Genomic DNA, 23,404 nt, shown 5'->3' with positions numbered 1-23,404 from the left:
CTGGCATGAAAGCCCCTAAGAATATATACCGCAAAAACTTTACGCTGATTACGGCATCAATGGTGCTGATAACGGTGAGTTTTGTAATTGGCGTTATCATTTCTTATAACCTTACTGCCAAGTACGTAGAGAACGAATTTTCGTCAAAAAAGGTGGAGGTGCTCGATCAAACCTCAAAGCCATATAATGATTTTTTTCAGCTGAAGATCCCGGAGATCACTTCTTACCAGGGCTTTTTAGATTCGGCATCAGCGGCAAATTATTCGGCCACCGTATTTAAAATGTACCCCTTTGTAAGCCGGATATTATTTTATGATTTGCAGATTGGCAGCAAACCAACCAACTTTACCTTTACCAATAACCGGGGCATATCTGTAAAAGCCATCTATCAATACAAATTTAAACGCGGTAAGGTACGTGGCATAAGGGATATGGCCTTTGTTAACGAGGATGACTTTAAGCACATGGCGCTTAAACTGAACCACTTTATTACCGTTGCTGATACTACACGGCTGCCAACACAGGACGAGATATTTCGTACATTTTACGATGTAAACCCGGATAAGATAAGCTACATGAATATCCCGCGTCGTGAGGATGTGAAGATTTATCAATCCTTGTTACGTAAAAGCGAAAGCAAGGCGTTCTACAAACAAAATATGATGACCTTTTTGCTGGATGCCAACAAGCTGAAAGTGAAAAATACTCATCCCGAGCTTTACCAGCAAGTTACCATCCAACCCGTGGTATACGACCCGCTGGATGTTGACGGCGGCAAAAAGATAACAGAAGCAGCACTCACAGGAGCATTTTCTAATTTTAAACTGTATTTCTCATCATCAAAAGAACACCTGAACAGGGAAATAGACAGGCGGTTTTTGCCTATAGGTGCAATTGTACTCCTTATATATGTTTTTATGGTGATGATAACCTGGTTGATCTATCGAAACCTAAACATTAACCTTAAAATATTTAAGCTGCAATACGATTTCATTAACAATTTTACCCACGAGTTTAAAACGCCTGTGAGTGTGATAAAAATTGCAGGCTCAAATCTTAAGGGTGATGCGGAATTAAGCGAACGCCAGCGCAGGCACTACGGTAAAATATTGGATGAAGAGGCCGATAAACTGAACGATCTGATGAATAAGCTGCTATCGTTTACACAGTTGGAGAACCGATCGATCACCATCCATCGGGAGGCGATAAATTTAAAGGAATTTGCGCAGGGTTATATCGATACCTTTAAGATCAAATACCCGGATTTTAAACTAAGCTATAACATTGAAGGGATAGAGCTTTTTAATAGCGACCCGGTGTTATTAGGCAGCATTTTCCAAAACCTGATGGAGAATGCTTATAAATATTCGCACCCCGGCAAAAAGGAGCTGCATATTGATATCAAACAAGAGCGCCGCAATGTTGTATTAAAATTTGCCGACAAAGGTATTGGTATGGCCAAGGCCGAACAGGGCGACGTGTTTAAAAAGTTTTACCGCATAGAGAACCAGTATAACCAAAATGGCAGCGTAGGTTTAGGCCTTGCTTTTTGTAAAGAACTGGTTAACTTTATGGACGGCGACATAGCCGTTGCAAGTAAAATAAACGAGGGCTCAACATTTACAGTTACATTGCCATTAGACAAATAGTTAGTCACAGAGAAAAATGAACAAGGAAATTAAAATAGCGCTGGTTGAGGATGATGAGAACCTTAGGTTTTTAGTGGGCGAGCGCCTGCAAAGCGAAGGTTACAAGGTGTTGGAAAGCAACAATGGCGAAACTGCTGAAAAAATGATACTGGAAGAACAGCCGGATATTGTATTGCTCGACTGGATGTTGCCTGGTAAACAAGGCTCAGAAGTTTGTGCCAGCCTGCGCGAAAAAGGCTTTGATAAACTGGTAATCATGACTACCGCAAAAGCGCAGGATATTGATAAGATAGATGCCTATAACTTTGGTGTTAGCGATTACATCACCAAACCGTTTAACATGGATGTTTTGGTGGCAATGATAGAGAGCAAGATCAAGTTTTCGCTGAACAGCGAAAAGACAGAATCGCACAGGTTTGGCAATATGGAGCACCAGCCAAACACCCACCTGCTGATCAAAGACGGCCGCAAAATAGAGCTTACTATCCTGGAAAATCGCATCCTGTTATATTTCCTTAAAAACAAGAACAAAGTGATCAACCGCGAGGAATTGATGATGGAAGTTTGGGGTTACAATGCAGATGTAAATACCCGCACATTGGATATGCACATTGTTCGCCTCCGCAAAAAAATTGAAGATAATCCTGATTCGCCTGCTTACCTGCAAACTGTAAGAGGTATTGGGTATAAGTTTGTTTATTAACTAAAAAGATGTAATTGCGAGCGATAGCGCGGCAATCTTATAGCGTGCGACGAGATTGCCGTAGCTCCCGATATTTATCGGAAGCCTCGCAAATACATTTTATTTGGATTTCCTATACACCCTGCTTACGATAAACCGCCCGTAAAATTCCTGCTCTGCTAATACTTTGTAGCCTTTCCGGTCAAACATCCCTTCTGCATCTGGCAATTGCCATGATTCTACGCCGCATAACACTTTAAAGAATAGCAACATGCTTTTCAGCATCAGGTTTTGCCATAGTTTACCCGTAAGCTGGAAATCGGCGTAAAGCCATAGACCTGATGGCTTAAGCGCTTTATGAATAGGATCAAAAATTGCAGGCAAACGCTCTTCCGAAAAGTTATCGAGCAAAAAAGGTGTTAGCACCACATCAAAATCGTTATTCAACTCTGCCTGCTGAATGGCTTGCGCAATAAAGGTTACCTTATTGTCGCCAAGGTTTCGTTTGCGCGATAGGGCCATCATCTTTGCAGAGATCTCGACATAAGTGATATTTAATCCCGCAGGGTGAATTTTTGTGATCTCGTCCAGTATCCAACCGGTACCCCCACCAACTATCAGAATTTTTGCATTAGCAGGAATGCGCTCTAAGATATATACCTGGGCTTTGGTAAGGCTATCACCGAACACCATCCGCGCAAGCCTGTCGTAGAATACAGCTGCGTTATCGTAATTGCCTTTTGCCATGCTTACAATTTGGCAAATAGAAAGTTAAATGCTATCAGCATTACGTATTGCAGTATTAAAACGCCGTCCAGGTAAAAGAAGTAGTAATATTCGTTTTTCTCCCACTTGGATCGAAAGATGAGCCATCCCATTAATACCGCCGTTAGCGCCAGCGCAAAAAAATCTGGTGAGAAACCGTTGTTGCGCAGCATAAATAGCAATACAATGTAACCGGCCAATAGCAACTGGCAAAACAGGTAAGCATTTTTCTCACCCCATGCCACTGCTATGGTTTTGAGGCCAAACTGCCTGTCCTGAAACAGGTCGCGGATATCAAAAGGGACGGTTAAAGCACCTATTAACAAAAAACGTTTAGCAATAAGGATGGTAATATCGCGGGTTGAAACATCTGCTATATGAGCTTCTTGTGCCTCCAGTATAGGAAGCAGGACGGAACTAAGGGTCCAAACGAGTGTTATCAGAAAAGGCTTTAAACCCGGAATATTGCGAAGCCCGAATTTTTGTTCACCAACGGTGAATAAGGGCAGGCTATAGCAAAAGGACAATACCGCCAGGAAAACCAGCAATATACGCGACTCCATGGATAGCAGAAAGAACAGCGGTACCAGCGAGAGCAGTGATATCATGGTAAAGGTTACCATTAGCCGGTAATGCGCAAAAAACCAGCGCACCCGCCTGTATGGCGACTTTTCGGGATGCTTAGGCTTGCTTAAAAGAATGCTGAAATTATATATACCCAGTGTAGACGTGAACAAAAGCGCAGTTACCGTATGAATTGGCTGCGCATCAATGAGGTGGAAAGTAACCAGTGCCTGTGCAACCGCACACAACGCCATGAATATATTACTGAAGAGCAAAAAATCAAAGGCGCTGGCGAAAATTTTCTTCATGAATGGCAGGCCGGCTTGTTAAGCTTTGTAATCTGGATCAGCTGCGGCTTTCAGCTCAAATATCGTAATCTCCGGCAATATTCCAATTCGGCCGGGGTAACCTAAAAAGCCATAGCCCACATTCACATAAATTTGCTGGTGTTTTTCGCGATAAAGGCCTGCCCATTCAGAGTAAACGTATTCGATAGGGCTCCATTGAAAATCATTGGTGCGCACACCAAACTGCATACCATGGGTATGGCCGGAGAACATTACATCTATCTGCGGATATTTTGGGATCACCTCCGCACGCCAATGTGATGGATCATGCGAGAGCAGCAGTTTCACCGGCAGGTCATCCGTGCCGGCAACGGCTTTTTCCATTTTACCATATTTGGGAAAACGGCTTAATTCGCCCCAGTTGCCAATGCCCAAAATACCAAGTTCCTCACCATCTACCTTTATGCGGCGGTGCTGGTCTACAAGCAGGTCCCAGCCGATGGTTTTGTGCGCCTGGTACATATCCTGCATGTTGCGCTGCTTATCCTGCGGCGAGGGCCAGGTACCGTAATCGCCGTAATCATGATTGCCCAGGATGGAATAAACACCCAGCGGTGCGCGTACCTTCTGGAAAACCGGCACTACCCGGTTCACCTCTTCGGTGCGGCCGTTTACCAGGTCGCCCGTAAAAAATATCATGTCGGCCTTTTGCTGCATCAGCAACTCAACACCGCCCTGCATGTTGTGCACGCTATGGAAGCTGCCGGAGTGGATATCAGATATTTGCCCAATGCGTAACCCATCAAAGGCCTTGGGCAAATTGGGCAGGTAAAGGGTCACATTTTTAACCTGGTAATCGTAAATGCCTTTAGACATGTTGTGCTTCAACAAATACAAGGGTAAGGCCCCGGCTAATATCCCTGCTTTCATCAAAAAATCTGAGCGTGGGATCTCTTCAGCAAACCAATCATCAGGTGTTGATCGGGGTTTCTCAAGGCGTTTCTTTCTTCTCCTGATAATGCGTTTTATTGCCCTTCGAATATCATCAACAATGATAAATAAGGCATAAAACAGTTTAAAGATCAGCATTAGGAAAAATAACAAAAGCAGGGCTCCGCGCACGCCTACACTCAGGTTGAGGTAAACGCTTACCATCATCCCGGTAATGAGGAAAACTGAGAACGACCAGTAAACTACCAAAAACCATTTCTTGCGCGTGATAGGCCATTTGCGGAATGCTGCATGCAGACCTTGCAGAATGTAATAGTCTAAAGCTAAAAGTACTAAGGGTATGATGATGATGTAAAAGGCCTGCAGCATAGGTATTGCAAAGGTATTAATTATTGGTGGTTAAGCCTATTCAATTCTCCTTGCTTTATTGTCATGGTGAGCTTGTCGAACCACTCATCGCGGGTAAAGGTCTTCGACGAGCTTAGACTGACAAAAAAGTTTCTCCTTACTTTTCTTTTTCATGGTGAGCTTGTCGAACTACTCATCGCGGGTAAAGGTCTTCGACAAGCTCAGACTGACAAACAAAAAGCCCTCCCGGTTAGGGAGGGCTTTAGTAGACTAATACCTGTCGTCCAGGTCTATATCATCATCGTCATCCGGCTCCAGGTTGAACAAACTGTTGAACATGTCTGAAAATGCAAAGCCATTATCTAAGAAACCTTTGTTCAGTTGAGAGAACTCGGCCAGGCCATGCAGCACAAACTCCATCAGTAGCAATTGCTGGTTTTCGCTGAGACGGGGATGGAAAGTTTTAACCAGGCTTTTTAATCCCGGTACCCCATTTAATAGCTTTTTGTATTCGGCTAAAGGCAAATTGTCAATTAGTGAAACCGTATTGCCATCGCCAAACCAGTTAACGATCTCGGCATAAGGATTCGGCGCTTTTGATTTTTTTGCTTTCTCCGGGTCCGGGAAGAATTGCAGTAAAAGGCTTTTAATGGCTTTACCAATAAGAATGTTGGCTACTTTGCCGGGGCCTTCCAATTCGCCCTCGTAAACCAGCTCAATTTTACCGGTAATGGCAGGGATAACGCCAAGGAAATCGGAGATACGAACAAAGGTTGATTTCTCACCGTTGATGATCATACGGCGTTCGGCATTGCTGATCAGGTTTTCAAACGATGCGATAGTTAAACGCGCCGATACGCCTGATTTTTTATCGATATATTCTGATGCACGTGCTTCAAAGGCAATCTGCTCAACCAGGTCCTTCACCAGGCCATCGGCTTCTACCGTAGCGCGCTGCTCGGGTGTTAATAAGGCCTCTTGCTGAGTTATCTTGCGCGAGATCTCAACAGACCGCGGGTAGTGGGTCAATATCTGGCTTTCGATACGGTCTTTAAGCGGAGTTACTATTGAACCACGGTTGGTGTAATCCTCCGGGTTGGCTGTGAACACGAACTCGATATCTAAAGGTAAGCGTAATTTAAAACCACGGATCTGTATATCGCGTTCCTGCAGTATATTGAAAAGTGATACTTGTATCCTTGCCTGCAGATCGGGTAACTCGTTGATCACAAAGATACCGCGGTGCGCACGCGGGATTAGCCCGAAGTGTATAACGCGCTCATCAGAGTAGGTCAGTTTCATGGTGGCTGCCTTAATAGGGTCAACGTCGCCAATCAGGTCGGCTACGGTAACATCAGGCGTTGCCAGTTTCTCGGTATAACGCTCACTGCGGTGAAGCCAGGCAATAGGGGTAGCATCTTTGTGCTTCTCTACTGTTTCGTGGCCGTACCATGAGATAGGGGCCAAAGGATCATCAAACAGTTCTGATCCTTCTATATAGGGTATATACTCATCAAGCAGGTTTACCAACAGGCGGGCAATACGCGTCTTAGCCTGCCCGCGTAAGCCGAGAAGCAAGATATTATGGCGCGATAGTATGGCCGTTTGCAGATCAGGGATAACCGTATCCTCGAAACCTACGATGCCTTCAAAGCCACCTTCTTTTTTTTGTAGTTGCTTAATGAGGTTGGCCCTCAATTCATCCTTTACCGACCGGCTTACATAGCCCGATTCTTTAAGCTGACCAAGGTTTTTTATTTCTGTGTAGTTCATTTGTTCAATGGTTCATTTGTTCATTGGTATCCTTCATCTGCACATCTAAAATTTGCACATCTGTACATCAACGAACAGTTCTTCTTCTGTTTTTTATGTAATCCTCAAAAATGTATTCGCCCAAACCGTTAAGCGAGCTGTAGAACGCGCGGCCACCGTTTGTTTCGGTAAACTTGCGTACAAACTGCTGCAGGTAGGGGTCTTTGGCTATCATAAAGGTGGTGATAGGTATTTTAAGGCGTTTGCATTGTGCCGCCATGTTCAGCGTTTTGTTCACCACTTTTCTATCCAGCCCAATGCTGTTCTTATAATAACGGTTGCCTTCCTTTAAACAGGTTGGCTTACCATCGGTTATCATAAAAATTTGCTTGTTATGCGTTTTACGGCGGCGAAGCATATCGGTAGCCAGCTCCAAACCTGCGTACGTATTGGTATGGTATGGGCCAACCTGTAAATACGGAAGATCCTGAAGCGTAATTGGCCAGGCATCGTTACCAAATACCACAATATCCAAAGTATCCTTAGGATATTTGGTGCGTATAAGCTCGGCCAATGCCATGGCAACCTTTTTAGCAGGTGTTATCCTGTCCTCACCATACAAGATCATGGAGTGCGATATATCGATCATCAGTACGGTAGAAGTAAGGGTTTTGTAATCCATTTCCTCTACTTCTAGGTCACGCTCGGTCATCATGAAATCACCTGTGATACCGTGGTTCACCTGGGCGTTGTGGATAGACTGTGTCATGTCTATCTGGTCCAGGCTGTCGCCAAATTCAAACTCGCGGCGTTCGGCGTTACGCTCATCGCCCTGTCCGCTTTGCGGCGAACGGTGGTTACCTTTCCCAGATTTCTTCAGCTTGCCGAAGATCTCTTCCAGCGCCGATTGCCTGATGCTTTGTTCGGCTTTGGCGGTGATGCTGAAACTGCCGTCCTGTTTATTTTCGTCGAGATATCCTTTCTGCTTCAGCTCATCAATAAAATCACCCATGCCGTATTCGTCATTGGTGATGTTGTATTGCTTATCTAATTCGTTTAGCCATGCCAAAGCCTCACCGGCGTCACCGGCGGTGTGGTTCAGCAATTCAAGAAATAATTTCAGTAATTCGTCAAATCCGCCTTTGGGGATCTGTTTTGGTATAAATTTAGAAAACCCAAAACCACGCATAGTTTACCCTTTCTGTTATAAAGTAACGGATTATTAATCTTAAAAGTTTAAGACAGGCACCCTTAAAACAGAATTGTTAACCTGTTATGACATTTGCCAGATCAGCTTTCGCGAATGGCAGTTATCTCATCACGAACATACACCGGGTTTGCGCCGCGTTTGCTTGTAACAAAAGAGCCTATGGCGCAAGCTTCCACCAATACTTTGTCCATCGGTTGTTTGTCAATAATGCCGGCAATAAGTGTGGCTAAAAAAGCGTCACCTGCACCAACGGTATCGGCAACTTCAACTTTAAACCCGGGCTGCTCATAAAACTCGTGCTTATGCCAGATAATAGCCCCGTTTTCGCCTTTGGTAACGCAAATGGTTTGGGTATGATATTTCTTTTGAAACTCTACTATCTTCTCCTTTAGCTGGCCGTTACCGCCGTGGATCAGCAATTCTGCTTCTTCCTCGTTCATTTTGATAACATCAGCCCGGGCCGCAAGGGTCTCAATATCTGCAACGTTATAATGAGGTGCGCGCAGGTTTACATCAAATACTTTAAGCGCCTGTGTTTCCTCAAGCAGGCTTAACAACGTATTACGCGTGGTTTTACCACGACTGGCTAAACTGCCAAATACGATTATAGAAGCATTTTTTGCCTCTTCTGTAAGGTTTTTATCTAACTGAATGTTGTCCCAGGATACAGGCTCAGGAATAATATAGGTAGCCTGGTTTTTAGCATCTAACTCAACCGTAACTTCGCAGGTGGGCAGATTATTGTCTTTTTGTATAAGGTTAGAGTGCAGCTTATTTTCTTTAAGGAAGGTAATCAGGCCTTTGCCCGATTCATCTTTACCTACGCGGCTGGCAAAGCTTACGTTAACGTGTTGCTGAACCAGGTGCCTGGCTACATTCATTGGTGCGCCACCGGCTTTCTTTTCTTCGCCAAATGCATCCCACAAAACCTCGCCAAAACATAGTACGTTATCTTTCATATCGTGTTGATCAGAAAATCGTGTAAAGCTAACAAGGATTTGCTGTATGCAATGTTAAATTTATAATAAGTGCATTAACCATTTGTTAACAATTGTTTAAACATGAACTTTATTAAAACGAAAGTATAGTTTAAAACAGTTGAAGGACGGTAATTGACAACTAACACTTATATTTAGTTTATGAAAAAACTTACACTATTATCACTATTTATAATGATGTACTGTTGCTGCTTTGCGCAGGAAAAGCAAGCTATTGCCAAGGTAATGCACCAGCAGCAAATTGACTGGAGCAACGGCGATCTGGATGGTTTTATGAAAAGCTACTGGAAATCAGACTCGCTGGTTTTTATTGGTAAACGAGGCCCAACCTATGGCTGGCAGCAGGCGTTAGATAATTATAAGAAAGGTTATCCTGATAAAGCCGCCATGGGTAAGTTAACCTTTAGGTTAGATAAAATTGAATTGCTGACCAAGACCGATGCATTTGTGATGGGTGCCTGGAGCCTTGCCCGCGAAAAGGATAATCCCGGCGGCTACTTTACCCTTTGGTTTAAAAAGGTAAACGGTAAGTGGGTGATTGTTTGTGACCACACGAGTTAAAAAAGGTCTGAATCAGAAGTACCAAGATTTAAGGATTTACAGAATAAACTATCCAAGTACCTTAAAGCGTTCTTAATAACGCGTCTTTGCGAGGTACGAAGCAATCTCTTTGCTCTTCAGGGCGAACCTTTATGGTTCGGAGATTGCTTCGTACCTCGCAACGACGCAAAGGGTTATCTGGGATTATTCACCAAGCAATATATCATGCCGTTGAGGAGGTTGATATAAGTGTCGATGCCCTGATGGATCTCATCCAGGTAGATATACTCATCAGCCATGTGCGATCGTGCCGAATCGCCCGGGCCTATCTTTAGTGATGGGATGGATAACCAACCCTGGTCGCTGCTTGTAGGCGATACATAGCTGCGCAGACCCATAGCTGACCCGGTACGTACTATCGGGTGGATGCTGTCAATGCAAGATGCAGTCAATACCCCTTCACGTGCACATACGCTGCAGGTGGTGTTTTGTTTAATAATGTCCAACACTTCAGTGGGTTTATAGCAGTCGCTCAAGCGCACATCTACGGTAAAATGGCACTCATGCGGGATGATATTATGCTGCATTCCTGCATCTATCTGCGTTACCGTCATTTTAACCGGCCCCATAAAAGCCGATTGCTTAGGGAAGTGGTAGTTGGCAAACCAGTTAATATCCGTTAAAGCTTTGTAAAGGGCGTTGGTGCCCTCATTGCGGGCAGCATGGCCGGCAACACCGTAGCAGGTACAATCGAGCACCATGTTGCCCATTTCGGCAGTGGCCATCTGCATTTGGGTAGGCTCGCCAACAATTGCAAAGCTCAATTCGCCTAAATGTGGCAGCACCTCGCTTAAACCATGCTTGCCGGAATTCTCTTCTTCGGCGCTGGCAACCAAGCAAAGGTTATAGCTTAGGTCGCGCTCGTTATAAAAATTTACAAAGGTAGCCATTAGCGACACCAGGCAGCCGCCTGCGTCATTGCTGCCGAGGCCATACAGCTTGCCATCAGTTACCTGCGCAAAGTAGGGATTTTTAGTGTACGCACCGTTTGGCTTAACGGTATCATGGTGCGAGTTAAGCAGGATGGTTGGTTTGCTTTTATCAAAGTGGCGGTTAAAAGCCCAAACATTGTTGTGCAGGCGATGAGTAGTAATATCATGTTTCTCTAAATAAGCTTGTATAATATCTGCAGTTTCAAATTCGTCGCCGCTGGGCGATGGCGTGCTGATCAGTTTTTTAAGCAGCATAACGGCCTGGTGGCCTAAACTGCTGTGCTGCCTTTTGCCTGTAGTATCTGTTAATGCTTGTATCATTGTTATATTGCTTAGTTCTCTGATGGTGTGTAGAGCATGGCAGTACACAAACAGTTACGGCCTTGCTTGCTGTTTAAAATGTTGTAATTAACACAGCTTTTGCAACCCTGCCAAAACGCATCCTCCTGCGCAATTTCTGCATACGTTACCGGCTCGAAACCAAGGTGGGTATTCATTTTCATGATGGCGATGCCGGATGTAATGGAAAATACCTGTGCCTTTGGGTAAGCCTCGCGACAAAGATTAAATACCATCTCCTTTATCTGATGGGCAACACCGTGCTGCCTAAAGTCGGGTGACACGATAAGCCCGCTATTTGATACAAACTTGCCGTTGTCCCAAACATCAAAGTATGAGAAACCTGCCCATTTACCATCCGGAGATAGGGCTACTACGGCGCGGCCATTGTTCATTTTATCAAGGATAGATGCTATAGACCTTTTAGATATTCCCGAGCCCCTTGCGATGGCCGAGCGTTCGGTCTCTTCAGAAATTTGCTGAGCGTAGATACAGTCAGAGGATTGGGCGATCCTCACAATTATTCGTTCGTCTTCCATTTTAGTTATAGTTAATAAACGGTTGCACCGTTTGCAGGCCATTCCACCAAAAGGATGCCTTATCAAATAATTTTTGAAAAAAGCTGTTTTAAACAGGATAGGAGCCTTTTTTATACCGATCGGTTAAAATTATGCTCGAAAAAGCATTTCATTTTGAAAGGCTTTTTTGCAGTAATGGAGAGGGGGTACGTTATTGCAGAGAATAGTTTCGTAATCTAACAGATAGTTCTTCGTTAGGAAAGGCAGGGCGTTTTGAAGCGTCAGTGGATGTTGCTTTCTTTTTCCGCAAAAGAAAGTAACCAAAGAAAACTCGCGGCTGCCGCAAAATGCTTTAAGTTTCTGCCATGGCAATGCCTGTAATCACCACCTTTTGCGAAGGCCGCATATTTGAGTGGCCGTAGGTTACCGCTGAAAATATCTCAAACTGAGAACGAAATGTTAAGCTGATATCTGATCTAAAACTTTAAATTAATAAGGTCTTCCATCTGCCAAAGCCTGGTTGGCCCGTTTTATGGCAAGCTCTTCTTTCCAATCCATGTACCTGCTTTTGAAGTTCTTTTTCATCACATCATCAAACTTTCGCTGAATAGTAAGGTTATATAGGCTTTTTGCCTTTATTGCCCATGATCTGTCCCAGGCGCGCAAACTAAGTGAGAAGGATCCATCAAGGTATTTCATCCAGTGCCAATAGCCTGTTGGCATAAACAGGGTGTCGCCATGCTCCAGGTAAGCTTCGTTGCCTGGGATGCCATTAAGGGATGGGTATTTTTCGGTATCAGGATTTAAAACGTCGTAATCTTCCAAAGCATAAGTAGCATTTGGCAGGCAATACAGGCGCTCTTTCCATTTATGTTCAAATAAGATCACATGCTTACGTCCGCCAAAATGGGTATGAAAAATATGGGGGAGATCGATGTCGTAATGTAAAAAAGTCTCAGAGTTTGATCCGCCGAAGAACATGGCCGGCATGCTTTCTATAAAGCCACCCATCAGATCCTTTGGTAAAACAATATCTTTTAAAAGCTGCGGCGCTTCTTTAAATATATTGAAGAAAAAGATCCTCAGTTCGGTAGGTTGCGAGCGGATAAGATCAATATATTCATCAAAGGGCATCTCTGCTGCGGCCGAGTTGATAGGTTTAGACGGGTCAGCCTTAGAATTATCATATAATGGGACAACCTTATTGCCCACTACGCTTTTCATGTATTCCGGCGTCCATTTTTCGCGGGCGGGCCAATTACGGGTTAAGCCTTTAATAATAAGCGGGCGGCGCGGCTTGAGGTAATTGTTCTGAAAGTCCTGCGGGTTAATGGTATCAACGGTATCGATAGCGGAAAGCTTAAAACTCATAAACATTAACGTTAAACGGAAGGTAATGTAATAATACACCTCATGCCAATAGGCCAAATAACGGGTTTAGATGTTGGGTTGGAGTTAAAAGGGTGTTAAGTTTACGGGCTTGTCCCAATCCCTCTTAAAAAGGCGTGGCGGTTCAACCCTCTTTGCGTAGTAGAGAGGGTCGCGCACGAAGTGTCGCGGGGTGAGTAAGCCGGCGAAATAACTCACCCGGTCGGCGCTACGCGCGACCACCCTCTCTTCGCTGCGCGAAAAGAGGGAAAAAAAACGCCCGGCTTAAAAAGTCGGGCGTTGTGAGTCTGAGATCTGACTCTTCTGTCTTTTATCTAATAAGGCTTACCCTCGGCCAAGGCTTTATTGGCGCGTTTAACCGCGAGTTCTTCTTTCCAATCCATATAACGGCTTTTGAAGTTCTTTTTCATGATATCATCAAACTTGCGCTGTATGGTAAGGTTATATAAGCTTTTGGCTTTAATGGCCCATGAACTATCCCAGGCACGCAGCGATATGGAGAACGATCCATCCAGGTACTTCATCCAATGCCAAAAGCCGGTAGGCATAAACAGCGTTTCGCCATGTTCAAGGATAGTTTCCTGTCCTTCAATTCCTTTTAAAGCCGGGAATTTTTCAAAATCCGGATTGGCGATATCATAATCCTCCAATGCGTAGGTAGCAAAGGGAATACAATAAAGGCGTTCGCTCCATTTATTATCAAATAAAATAATGTGCTTACGGCCGTTAAAATGCGTGTGAAAAATATGCGCCAGGTCTATATCATAATGCAGGAACGTTACCGAGCCCTGCCCACCGAAGAACATATTTGGGTATTTATCCAGGAAACCGCCCATCAGATCGGATGGTGAACGGTAATCTTCAAGTAAGCCCGGGGCGTGTTTTATAGGGTCGAACAAAAATATACGCAAATCTGTAGGCCCTTTTTGTATCAGGTCAATATAGTCGCCAAATTTCATCTCGGCAGCAGATGCGTTGATCGGTTTTGACGGGTCGGCCTTTGAGCTATCATATAAAGGCACGGTTTGGTCGCCAACTACTTCTTTCAGATACTCAAAAGTCCATTTTTGTAACGCAGGCCAGGTCTCTGTTGCCTTACTAATAACCAGCGGTTTGCGCGGCTTTAAGTAGTTGTTAACAAAGTCTTCTTTGGTTATGTTGTCAACTCTATCTATTTGGGTAAGGGACAAGCTCATGTTTACGGATTATAAATCGGCCAAAATTAATTATTTAATGATGAGCAAACATCAGCTTAACTCAATTTTAAATTCGGCTGACAAAAAAGCCCGTACGGTCAAACCGTGCGGGCTTCTTTTTTAATTAGCAGTATTCAGTAACGGCTCTTGCTCATTAATGTATCTGCAAAATAATTTCTGCCAATTAAATTAGTTAGGCATTAACACGGCGTTTACTACGTGTATAACACCATTGCTTTGGTTAACATCAGGTATAGTTACCCAGCTTTTGCCACCTTTTTCATCTACCAAATAGATCTTTTTACCTTTCATCATGGCTTTTAAAGTGCCACCGCTAACGGTTTTTAGTTCGGCAACACCGTTACCAGCCTTAATTTGTTTAGCTATATCCATAGCGCTTAATTTACCGGCCACTACGTGGTAGGTTAAAATTTTGGTTAGCGTTTCTTTGTTTTCAGGTTTTAACAAAGTTTCTACTGTACCTTTTGGCAATTTGTTAAAAGCCTCGTTGGTTGGTGCAAACACGGTGAACGGACCGGCTGATTTTAAAGTTTCTACCAAACCGGCAGCTTTAACCGCAGCTACCAAAGTAGTGTGATCTTTAGAGTTAACAGCATTGTCAACAATATCTTTGGTTGGGTACATTGGTGCGCCACCAACCATTTTAGTTTGTGCGAAAGTGTTTGGCGCAATTGCAGTAGCTACTAAAGCAAGTGCGGCGATGATCAATTTTTTCATTATTGTTTTGAGGTTATCTTGTTTTATAGAAGATACGCCGATAGCCGTGCAGCAGTTTTGTAAAGGCACCTTGTTTCAAACTCTGAAAAGGTGTGAGTCATAGCTGATTGGAGTAATCCGTTTTTAGGAATGATTCGTATGGGGAGATGCCATGGCTAAGAAATCTAACTGTCAGTTCAAGTTTATCGCATACTTGGCGCTTTTTAAGTGGTTCGGCAAGATCACATGACAAATCAGGTAAATCAAATAATCAAGCCATCAATGTTCAACATCAAAAAACATCTCCGCAGCTATAGCATCTGCATATAATTTGCCTTTTGAAGTCAGCGTAAGTATGTTGCCGGTATTTAAAACTTTCCCTTGCGAGATATGACCCTCAGCAACTTTAATTAAAGTAGATGAAGCGCCAGCGGCTATACTGTCCAGTTTAGTAAGATCAAGTCCCCACATGGTACGCAGCGATGTCATGATGTATTCGTTGAGGCGGTCGGCTTCGCTTAGCGTTTCTATTTCCGCAGGGACAGTGTTGCTGCCCAAAGCATGCAGGTATTTGGCATTGTTGGCGATGTTCCACTGGCGCGTTTGGCCATTAAAAGAGTGGGCGGATGGGCCAATGCCAAGGTATTTTACGCCTTTCCAGTAATTGGAGTTATGCCTGCTATAATGCCCGGGCTTACAGAAGTTAGAGATCTCATACTGCTCAAAGCCTTTGCCCTGCATGGCATCAAGCATATCAGCAAATTGTGCTGCGCTTTGCTGTTCATCCATGGGCGGCTGTTTCTTTTTGCTGATGAACGCTGCCAACGCGGTTTGCGGTTCAACCGTCATGCTGTAGGCTGATATATGCGGAATATCAAGGCCAAACATGGTGTCCAGGTTTTGCTTCCATTTGTTATCAGTTAGCAACGGATAGCCGTAGACCAGGTCGGCTGTAATGTTTTCAAAACCGGCATCCTGCGCACGTTTAACCGAAGCCTCTGCCTCTTGTGCCCGATGTACGCGATTCATCCATGCAAGGTCGTCATCAAAAAAAGATTGTATGCCTATACTGAAACGGTTTACAGGCGTTTTGCGCAGCGCATTTATTTTCTCTCTGCCAAGGTCATCGGGATTAGCTTCGAGCGTTATCTCGGCATTGCCGCTAACGCTGTGTAATTGTGTTATGCGGTTGATTAAACTGTTTACTTCATCGGCAGATAATACCGAAGGGGTGCCGCCGCCAAAGTAAATGGTCTCGATGGTTTCGTTATGCAGGTAATCCTTTTGCAGCTCCAGTTCGCGTAGCATGGCATCCAGCATCTGGTCCTTATATTTCAAAGACGTGCTGAAATGAAAGTCGCAGTAATGGCAGGCCTGTTTGCAAAACGGAATGTGAATATAGATGCCTGCCATGGCGCAAAAATCAGCATATTATTTTAATTGCTGTGTAATATGTTGTATTCAACCTTACAATAAATACAATAACTTTGCGCCAAATGGCTCTGTTACGCTGGCTTATAGTATTTGTATTGATTACCCTGGCTTGTTCTGCAGTACATGCTCAAACAAGTGCAGATACCGGCGAGGTAGCCGTTGATACACCTGTAGTAAAACCCAGGCCGCGTTTTACTGGTCCCCTGCCGTTTTTGGATTCGGTGGCGCGGGCATCTGCCCTGCGCGAACAATTTGTGTCAGATTCGCTGGCCAAACGTTACATCTCCGCGCCTGACCCCAACCGCCCAAACGCTTTTGTAGATAGCATCCTTAAAGCCAATGCTTATAAAAACGACCTGTTCCTCAATCTTTCTACCAAAGCATCCATGAAACAAGGTTATGGCCGCAACCGTCCCTCACGGGATATATGGGTCGTTGGGGTTATTATGGTATTGCTTTTGTTTGCCGCCGGTTTAAACATTGCCTCCACGAAGGATGTGAGCAATGTTTTCCAGTCTTTTTATCATCGCAAGGCTGCAGGCCCGGCAGGTAAGGAGGAAAGCCCCATTAACGCCTGGACGTTCATCGGGTTGTTCATTCTTTTCGGGCTTACCTCAGGGATGTTCCTTTATTTACTCACTACTGGTTATTACAAGGTTTATTACACCATATCTGGTGTGCAACTTTTTCTAACCCTGTCTATTGTTATCATTGCGTTATTTGCAGTTAAATTTTTAGTACTTAAGTTCTTAGGGTTTGTGTTTGATATTAGCAAACTGGTTGATGATTATATAGCTACCCTGTCGCTAACATACTTTAATATCACCTTTGTGTTTTTGCCTGTGGCAGTGTGTTTTAGCCTAATAGCCGATGCTTTTATTCCGCTGTTGCTGATTATTACCCTGGCGCTGGTTATCATTATATTTGTTTGGCAGTACCTGCGCAGCAGCGTGAGCATCATAACAAATTTCCGATTTCATAAGTTTTATTTATTTGTGTATCTTTGTGCCCTCGAAATTTGCCCTATATTAATACTGATAAAGGCGCTTAATATTGGATTTAGGTAGATAAAATGGCATTGGAAGACAGAAAGAAAAAGGTTAAAAGTATATTAGTTACGTTACCGAAACCTGAGAACGACAAAAACCCCTACGCTGAACTGGCTAAGAAGCTTAACCTTAAGATCGATTTCCGGTCTTTTATTCACGTAGAAGGGGTGCCTGCCAAGGACTTCCGCAAGGAAAAAATTAACCTGGCCGATTTTACCGCCGTTATTTTTACCAGCCGCAATTCTGCTGATCATTTCTTCCGCATTTGCGAGGAAATGCGCTTTGAGGTGCCTGTAGAAATGAAATATTTCTGCCTTTCGGAAACCATCGCCCTTTATCTTCAAAAATACATCCAATACCGTAAGCGTAAGATCTTCTTCGGTAAACAAACCGCTGCCGACCTGGCCGAGGTTTTGAAAAAACACTCATCAGAAAAATTCCTTTACCCATGCTCTGATGTGGCAGCAGAAGAAACCCAGAAGTTTTTGTTAGATAACGGTTACAACTTTACACCGGCAGTGCTTTTCCGCACCGTGTGCAGTGATCTGAGTGACCTGGCAGAAGTGTTTTATGATGTAATTGCCTTCTTTAGCCCATCCAGCATTCAGTCGCTTTATAAGAACTTCCCTGATTTTAAACAGAACAATACCCGCATAGCCGCTTTTGGTGCAACCACGCATAAAGCGGTACTTGATGCCGGCTTAATATTGGATATTCCTGCTCCAACACCCGCCGCTCCGTCAATGACAATGGCTATCGAGCAGTACGTGAAACAAGTAAATAAATAAATTAACTGTTGCGGAGTGCAACTTTCCGCACAGACAGTCGTATAACGGTGAAAATGATTATTCTTTAAGGGTAATAATTTTCACCGTTTTTTTGTAATAGCCAGTTTGTAAGTTAATTAACTAAGGGTAGAGATACCTACCGTTAAAATAGAAAAATTGGTCTGGCGTACTATTAAATTTTAATATATTCGGGGCGTTGCGGTAGTTTTTTAGAAAAATTAAAGCGTAATACTGATTTTGGATACAAAATGAAACAATTATACTTTGTGATTGCAGTTTTAACCGGTGCTGTATTAACCGGTTGCGGTATTGGTGGCGGTGGCGGCAACAACGGTGAGGTAACCGGTGTTAAGCAGCGTTCTTTCAGGGCTACAACGCCTTACGGCATGGTTTACATTAAAGGTGGTACCTTTTTAATGGGCCAAACAGACCAGGATGTAACCTTTGCACAAACCGCGCAGACCAAACAGGTTACCGTTTCACCGTTCTTTATGGACGAGACAGAGATATCCAATACCAAGTACAAGCAGTTTGTATTCTGGGTTCGCGATTCAATAGCTATCACCAATTACCTTAATGATCAAAAGTATTACTATCAGCCAAAAAAGGGAGCGCCGGCCGATCCTAACGGCCGCAAATACATTAACTGGGATTACGTAGCTAAAAACCCGTTATTCAGCTTAAGAGGCAAAAATGCTTCTGCTAACCAACAAAAACTTCAGGGACTTTATTATCAGGGCGATGACCGCATATTTGATCGTAACGAGATCGATATCCGTATGTTGAAATATAATTATGCTATCATGTCACTGCGTGAGGCATCAAACTACCGTAACGACAAAAACAAACGCCGTTCGGATTTCATCATCCGCGATACCGTTGGCGTTTACCCTGATACATTGGTTTGGCTTAACGATTTTTCATACGCTGCCAACGAGCCGATGGTTGAGGGTTACTTCTCTCACCCTGCCTTCCGTAATTATCCCGTTGTGGGTGTTACCTGGCGCCAGGCACGTGCATTTACCGTATGGCGTACCCGCTTAAGCGATGCTGCAAAACAAAGGCGTAAACTGCCGCCTAATAGCCCGTACAGCTTGCCTAACGAAGCGCAGTTTGAGTATGCAGCACGTGGTGGCCGTATCGGTACAGATTACCCTTGGGGCGGCCCTTACATTAAAAATGCTAAAGGTTGTTTAATGGCCAACTTTAAACCCGGCCGTGGCAATTATACGGATGATGGTGGCGCTTACACCGTTAACGTACGTTCATATTTCCCTAATGATTTTGGCTTGTACAACATGGCCGGCAACGTTGCCGAGTGGACCTCATCAGCTTATGATGAATCTGCATCAACCTTTGTGCACGACTTAAACCCAACCTTTAACTACGAGGCCAAAGCTGCCGACGCTGAAGTGATAAAGCGCAAAGTAGTACGTGGCGGCTCATGGAAGGATATCGGGTATTTCTTACAAAACTCCACACGCAGCTTTGAGTACCAGGATACTGCCAAATCGTACATCGGTTTCCGTTGTGTTACCGATTACATGGGCAGGGATATCCGCGACAGACGATAAACGAAAAACAAAACAAACTTATAAATCTACTACTACAAAAAAGATTATGGCAGGGAAGAAAAAACCTTACGGAATTGGCAACATCGTATCATGGGGTGCATCTATTGTAATTGTCGGCTTGATGTTCAAGATCCTTCACTTACCGGGTTCAACCTATTTTATTGCCGGTGGTTTAACAGTTGAGGCATTATTATTCTTATTATTAGGTTTTCAGCGGGAAGATAAAGAGATCGATTGGACACGTGCTTATCCCGAGTTGGATGAAGATTATAACGGCGAGTTGCCGAAAGTAAAAGCACGCCCTGCTGCTGTTGCAACATCAAACTTTTCAAATACAGCAGCTTTAGATAAAATGCTTGAGGACGCCAAGATAGGGCCGGAGTTGATCAGCAGCCTTGGCGACGGTTTGAGAACCTTTGGTGATAAAGTTAACGCAATATCACGCGTTACCGATGCAGGCGATGCAACTATTGCTTACACTAATAAAGTGAAACAAGCAACTGCAAGCTATGATAACCTGAGCAATGCCTTTGATAAAGCATCTGCTAACCTGGCAGAAATGGCCAATACAAACATTGATACCAAAGCTTACCACGAGCAGGTAAATAACCTGGCTAAAAACCTGTCGTCACTAAATGCAGTTTATGAGCTTGAGCTACAGGATTCGAGCGCGCATTTGAAATCAATGAACAAGTTTTATCAGAACCTGTCGCTTACCATGAACAACTTTAATGAATCATTAGAAGATTCGAAACAGTTTAAAGAAGAGGTAGGCCGCTTAGCTAAAAACCTGGCATCGCTTAACGCGATATATGGTAATATGCTTACTGCTATGAACCAACCGCGAGTTAACTAATCAAATTTTTAACAGAAGCATAAACTGATAAATATACAGTATGGCGGGAGGTAAAGAAACCCCAAGGCAGCGGATGATAGGTATTTTGTACCTGGTACTATTAGGCTTAATTGCCTTAAACGTGCCAGACAGCCTGTTAGATGCCTTCAGAAATATTACGTTGAGTTTGGATAAATCGAGGGTGAACGTTACCACGGGTATCGATAACGCTTATTCGGCTTTTGAAGCTACCAAACTTAAAGAACAACCGGAAAGGGCTAAGCCCATCTATGATAAAGCTAAACAAGCCAGTGCAATTGCCAATGATTTGAATAGCTACATAGAAACCTTAAAGGCCAAGCTTACCGAGGCCGGCGGCGGCATTAATCCTGATATCAACGATGTATCTCAAAGGGATAACCTTGATATTTCGGCACACATCATGATAGATCAGAAAAACGCAGACCAGCTGCGCGCTAAGATCGATGCAACACGCGAGAAGCTGATCAATATCTTACCTGAGCGTGAACGTGCAGGCGTTAACTTCTCGTTGAATGCTGTTGACCCGCCTAAACGTGGCGATATCAAAAAAACATGGCAGGAAGCTAATTTTGGTGACGGTATCCCGTTGGGTGCAACCCTGACTACTTTGGCTAAAATACAGGCTGATACCAAGAACGCCGAAAACGAAATTGTTAAAAAGATCTTGGGTGAAGTTGACCAGGCTGTTGTAACGCTTGATAAATTCAAAGCGGTGGCAGTTGCACCAAGCAGCTATATACTGGCAGGTCAACCATACAAAGCGGAGATTTACTTAACTGCTTACGACTCAAAATCGAACCCAAGCATAACAGTTGGCGGTGCAAAAATACCTACTACTGATGGTGTGGGTACTTATACAACCGGCACAAGCGGCGAAGGTTTACGCACCTGGACGGGGCAGATCCTTGTTAAGCAGGTTGATGGTTCTACAAAACCATACAACGTTAGTGGCCAGTACATGGTGGCAAAACCATCTGCAGTAGTATCGCCCGATAAAATGAATGTGCTTTATATAGGCGTACCAAACCCCCTTTCAGTTTCTGCGCCCGGCGTTGCTAAAGACCAACTGAAGGTAAGCATGAGTGGTGGTTCGTTAAGTGGTTCCGGTGGTCATTATACAGCAACAGTTAGCTCAATAGGAACTGCTAAGGTTACGGTAACGGGCGATAAGGGCACAGTTTTAGGAACATCAGAATTCCGCGTAAAACGCATTCCTGACCCTAAAGCCATGTTTGCGGGTAAAAGCGGTGGTAATACCAGTGCAGCCAACCTGCGTTCACAAGACCGTGTGTTTGCTAAGTTGGAAAACTTTGATTTTGATGCCAAGTTTAACGTAACACGTTTCACCATGATAGTAATTAAACCACGCCAAGATGCGATCATTAATTCGACAAACGGTGGAGAGTTATCGGGTGCAATGAAATCTGCATTATCGGGTATTACCCCTGGTTCAACCGTGGTATTCAAAGATATTGTAGCCGTTGGTCCCGATGGTACTCAACGTGGATTAGACGGGATAGTGCTGCAGGCTAATTAATTTTAGGATTATGAAAAAGACTTACATTGTTGTTTTACTTTGCCTGGTTTGCGGCGTTTCTATTGCGCAGCGAAAAAGAACAACCAAACGTACTACCAGAGCAGCTAACACAAGGCAGGCTGCACCAGCACCTGTTTCAGGTGCGGGTGTTGGTACAAATGCCGGTTTACAACCGGATACTGCAAAGAAAAAGCCTTTTGACCGCCCGCTGGATGGTTATTATAAAAAGAACAACATCCTTAGCGCTAAGGTTACGCCATACGCCAACCTACGCGAGGCTGACGTGATGTTTGCAAAACGTATCTGGAGAGAGATAGACATCCGCGAAAAGATGAACCAGTATATGGCTTCACCAAAAATGCGTTTGATAGATGTGTTAATGAATGCTATTGACGCAGGTGAGCTGACAGCCTACGATCCATCACCGACTAAAGACGACCCTAACGGCGATAGCTTTAGCAGGCCCTTAAGCGGTGCACAAGCGCGCAGCAAAATGGCTGATAGCGCTGTAGTTGACAAGTTTGACAAAGACGGTAATAAAATAGGGTCTGTGGTACAGGCAGGCGAGTTTAACCCGGATAGCGTTGTTAAGTTCCGCATTAAAGAAGATTGGGTGTTTGATAAGCAGCGTTCAATATTTGAGCCGCGTATTGTTGGTATAGCACCTTTGATAAAACCAAAAGCCGCCGGTATCGACCTTGATTACCAACCTGCGTTCTGGATCTATTTCCCCGAAGCACGCGCCATACTGGCTACTAAAGAGGCGGTTAGTCGTAATAACGATGCCACAGGCCTAAGCTTTGACGACTGCTTTGTAAAGCGAATTTTTACCAGCTACATCGTCAAGCAATCTAATGATAAGGACGAACGTATCCGTGATTACGCACAAGGCATTGATAAGCTCTACGAAAGCGACAGGATCAAAAAGAGCCTGATGGATTGGGAGCTAAACCTTTGGGAATATTAGTGATAGAGATCTGTTAATTGGTGATAAGAGATTAGTTGCCAATTGATCATAAAATACAAAGCCCCGCTTGTTTTACAGGCGGGGCTTTTTTTGTTAAAAGGTCATTGCTGTAAGGGTTAGGTAATTCGGTAACAGAATTAGGTATTATTTTTTGTTGCTTAGGGTAGCCATATCAATAGGTTTCTTTCCACCGATACCCTGATGAGGTCTTTCCCAGTTATAGTACATGAGGTATTTAAGCAGTTCATCTTCCAGCTCCTGGAGGCTATCGAAGTCTGTAT

General features: G+C 44.0%; 22 protein-coding genes. 9 read left to right on the top strand and 13 right to left on the bottom strand.

What is annotated here, in order from left to right:
- Positions 1 to 5: 5 nt before the first annotated feature.
- Positions 6 to 1,649 (top strand): sensor histidine kinase, encoded by a 1,644-nt coding sequence (locus tag FPZ42_RS18900; RefSeq protein WP_146273435.1) that lies wholly within the window; start codon positions 6 to 8, stop codon positions 1,647 to 1,649.
- Between the two features lie 16 nt (positions 1,650 to 1,665).
- Complete coding sequence (locus tag FPZ42_RS18895) at positions 1,666 to 2,352, top strand: response regulator transcription factor (protein ID WP_146273434.1); 687 nt, start codon at positions 1,666 to 1,668, stop codon at positions 2,350 to 2,352.
- Positions 2,353 to 2,451: 99 nt separating this feature from the next.
- Here FPZ42_RS18895 and FPZ42_RS18890 read toward each other — a convergent pair whose 3' ends face one another.
- From FPZ42_RS18890 to FPZ42_RS18865, 6 genes are all read right to left on the bottom strand, one after another.
- Positions 2,452 to 3,078 carry a class I SAM-dependent methyltransferase gene (locus FPZ42_RS18890; protein ID WP_146273433.1) on the bottom strand — a complete coding sequence of 209 codons (627 nt, stop codon included), beginning with the start codon at positions 3,076 to 3,078 and terminating at the stop codon, positions 2,452 to 2,454.
- A gap of 2 nt (positions 3,079 to 3,080) precedes the next feature.
- Positions 3,081 to 3,968 (bottom strand): hypothetical protein, encoded by an 888-nt coding sequence (locus FPZ42_RS18885; RefSeq protein ID WP_255563207.1) that lies wholly within the window; start codon positions 3,966 to 3,968, stop codon positions 3,081 to 3,083.
- A gap of 18 nt (positions 3,969 to 3,986) precedes the next feature.
- Positions 3,987 to 5,267, bottom strand: a complete 1,281-nt coding sequence (locus FPZ42_RS18880) for a metallophosphoesterase (RefSeq protein WP_146273432.1) — start codon at positions 5,265 to 5,267, stop codon at positions 3,987 to 3,989.
- Positions 5,268 to 5,516: 249 nt separating this feature from the next.
- Positions 5,517 to 7,019 carry a sigma 54-interacting transcriptional regulator gene (locus FPZ42_RS18875; protein WP_146273431.1) on the bottom strand — a complete coding sequence of 501 codons (1,503 nt, stop codon included), beginning with the start codon at positions 7,017 to 7,019 and terminating at the stop codon, positions 5,517 to 5,519.
- A gap of 67 nt (positions 7,020 to 7,086) precedes the next feature.
- Entirely contained in the window at positions 7,087 to 8,187 is a 1,101-nt protein-coding gene (locus FPZ42_RS18870) for a vWA domain-containing protein (RefSeq protein WP_146273430.1), read from the bottom strand.
- 101 nt (positions 8,188 to 8,288) lie between these two features.
- Complete coding sequence (locus FPZ42_RS18865; RefSeq protein ID WP_146273429.1) at positions 8,289 to 9,167, bottom strand: carbohydrate kinase family protein; 879 nt, start codon at positions 9,165 to 9,167, stop codon at positions 8,289 to 8,291.
- Between the two features lie 180 nt (positions 9,168 to 9,347).
- Here FPZ42_RS18865 and FPZ42_RS18860 point away from each other — a divergent pair, with 180 nt between their 5' ends.
- On the top strand, positions 9,348 to 9,767 hold the full coding sequence (locus tag FPZ42_RS18860) for a YybH family protein (protein ID WP_146273428.1): 420 nt from the start codon (positions 9,348 to 9,350) through the stop codon (positions 9,765 to 9,767).
- Positions 9,768 to 9,940: 173 nt separating this feature from the next.
- Here the strand turns inward: FPZ42_RS18860 and FPZ42_RS18855 are convergent, their stop codons facing one another.
- The 6 genes from FPZ42_RS18855 to hemW all read right to left on the bottom strand — a co-directional run bounded on the left by FPZ42_RS18855 (position 9,941) and on the right by hemW (position 16,310).
- Positions 9,941 to 11,059 (bottom strand): M20 family metallo-hydrolase, encoded by a 1,119-nt coding sequence (locus tag FPZ42_RS18855; protein WP_146273427.1) that lies wholly within the window; start codon positions 11,057 to 11,059, stop codon positions 9,941 to 9,943.
- Positions 11,060 to 11,070: 11 nt separating this feature from the next.
- Positions 11,071 to 11,616, bottom strand: coding sequence for an N-acetyltransferase (locus FPZ42_RS18850; RefSeq protein ID WP_146273426.1), 546 nt, complete (start codon positions 11,614 to 11,616; stop codon positions 11,071 to 11,073).
- Between the two features lie 468 nt (positions 11,617 to 12,084).
- Complete coding sequence (locus FPZ42_RS18845; protein WP_146273425.1) at positions 12,085 to 12,966, bottom strand: cupin-like domain-containing protein; 882 nt, start codon at positions 12,964 to 12,966, stop codon at positions 12,085 to 12,087.
- Positions 12,967 to 13,298: 332 nt separating this feature from the next.
- Positions 13,299 to 14,180, bottom strand: a complete 882-nt coding sequence (locus tag FPZ42_RS18840; protein WP_146273424.1) for a cupin-like domain-containing protein — start codon at positions 14,178 to 14,180, stop codon at positions 13,299 to 13,301.
- Between the two features lie 189 nt (positions 14,181 to 14,369).
- Positions 14,370 to 14,918 (bottom strand): fasciclin domain-containing protein, encoded by a 549-nt coding sequence (locus FPZ42_RS18835; RefSeq protein WP_146273423.1) that lies wholly within the window; start codon positions 14,916 to 14,918, stop codon positions 14,370 to 14,372.
- A gap of 258 nt (positions 14,919 to 15,176) precedes the next feature.
- Complete coding sequence (gene hemW, locus FPZ42_RS18830) at positions 15,177 to 16,310, bottom strand: radical SAM family heme chaperone HemW (RefSeq protein WP_146273422.1); 1,134 nt, start codon at positions 16,308 to 16,310, stop codon at positions 15,177 to 15,179.
- 83 nt (positions 16,311 to 16,393) lie between these two features.
- On the opposite strand from hemW, the gene FPZ42_RS18825 reads away from it, so the two are divergent.
- From FPZ42_RS18825 to porN, 6 genes are all read left to right on the top strand, one after another.
- Positions 16,394 to 17,398 (top strand): DUF4271 domain-containing protein, encoded by a 1,005-nt coding sequence (locus FPZ42_RS18825; protein WP_146273421.1) that lies wholly within the window; start codon positions 16,394 to 16,396, stop codon positions 17,396 to 17,398.
- A 5-nt stretch (positions 17,399 to 17,403) separates the two neighbouring features.
- On the top strand, positions 17,404 to 18,168 hold the full coding sequence (locus tag FPZ42_RS18820) for a uroporphyrinogen-III synthase (protein WP_146273420.1): 765 nt from the start codon (positions 17,404 to 17,406) through the stop codon (positions 18,166 to 18,168).
- Between the two features lie 248 nt (positions 18,169 to 18,416).
- Positions 18,417 to 19,742 carry a T9SS ring complex lipoprotein PorK/GldK gene (porK, locus tag FPZ42_RS18815; protein ID WP_146273419.1) on the top strand — a complete coding sequence of 442 codons (1,326 nt, stop codon included), beginning with the start codon at positions 18,417 to 18,419 and terminating at the stop codon, positions 19,740 to 19,742.
- Between the two features lie 46 nt (positions 19,743 to 19,788).
- The gene (porL, locus tag FPZ42_RS18810; protein ID WP_146273418.1) at positions 19,789 to 20,598 is read left to right on the top strand and encodes a type IX secretion system motor protein PorL/GldL; all 810 of its coding nucleotides are present in this window, start codon (positions 19,789 to 19,791) and stop codon (positions 20,596 to 20,598) included.
- A gap of 40 nt (positions 20,599 to 20,638) precedes the next feature.
- Positions 20,639 to 22,156 carry a type IX secretion system motor protein PorM/GldM gene (porM, locus tag FPZ42_RS18805; RefSeq protein ID WP_146273417.1) on the top strand — a complete coding sequence of 506 codons (1,518 nt, stop codon included), beginning with the start codon at positions 20,639 to 20,641 and terminating at the stop codon, positions 22,154 to 22,156.
- Between the two features lie 10 nt (positions 22,157 to 22,166).
- Entirely contained in the window at positions 22,167 to 23,123 is a 957-nt protein-coding gene (gene porN / locus FPZ42_RS18800) for a type IX secretion system ring subunit PorN/GldN (protein ID WP_146273416.1), read from the top strand.
- Positions 23,124 to 23,267: 144 nt separating this feature from the next.
- On the opposite strand, the gene FPZ42_RS19520 is transcribed toward porN, so the two are convergent.
- On the bottom strand, positions 23,268 to 23,404 hold a 137-nt coding region (locus FPZ42_RS19520), incomplete at its 5' end, for an integrase core domain-containing protein (RefSeq protein ID WP_146273415.1).

It is taken from the genome of Mucilaginibacter achroorhodeus (assembly GCF_007846095.1).
GTDB classification, from domain to species: domain Bacteria; phylum Bacteroidota; class Bacteroidia; order Sphingobacteriales; family Sphingobacteriaceae; genus Mucilaginibacter; species Mucilaginibacter achroorhodeus.
This window is presented reverse-complemented; position numbering and strand designations above follow the sequence as displayed.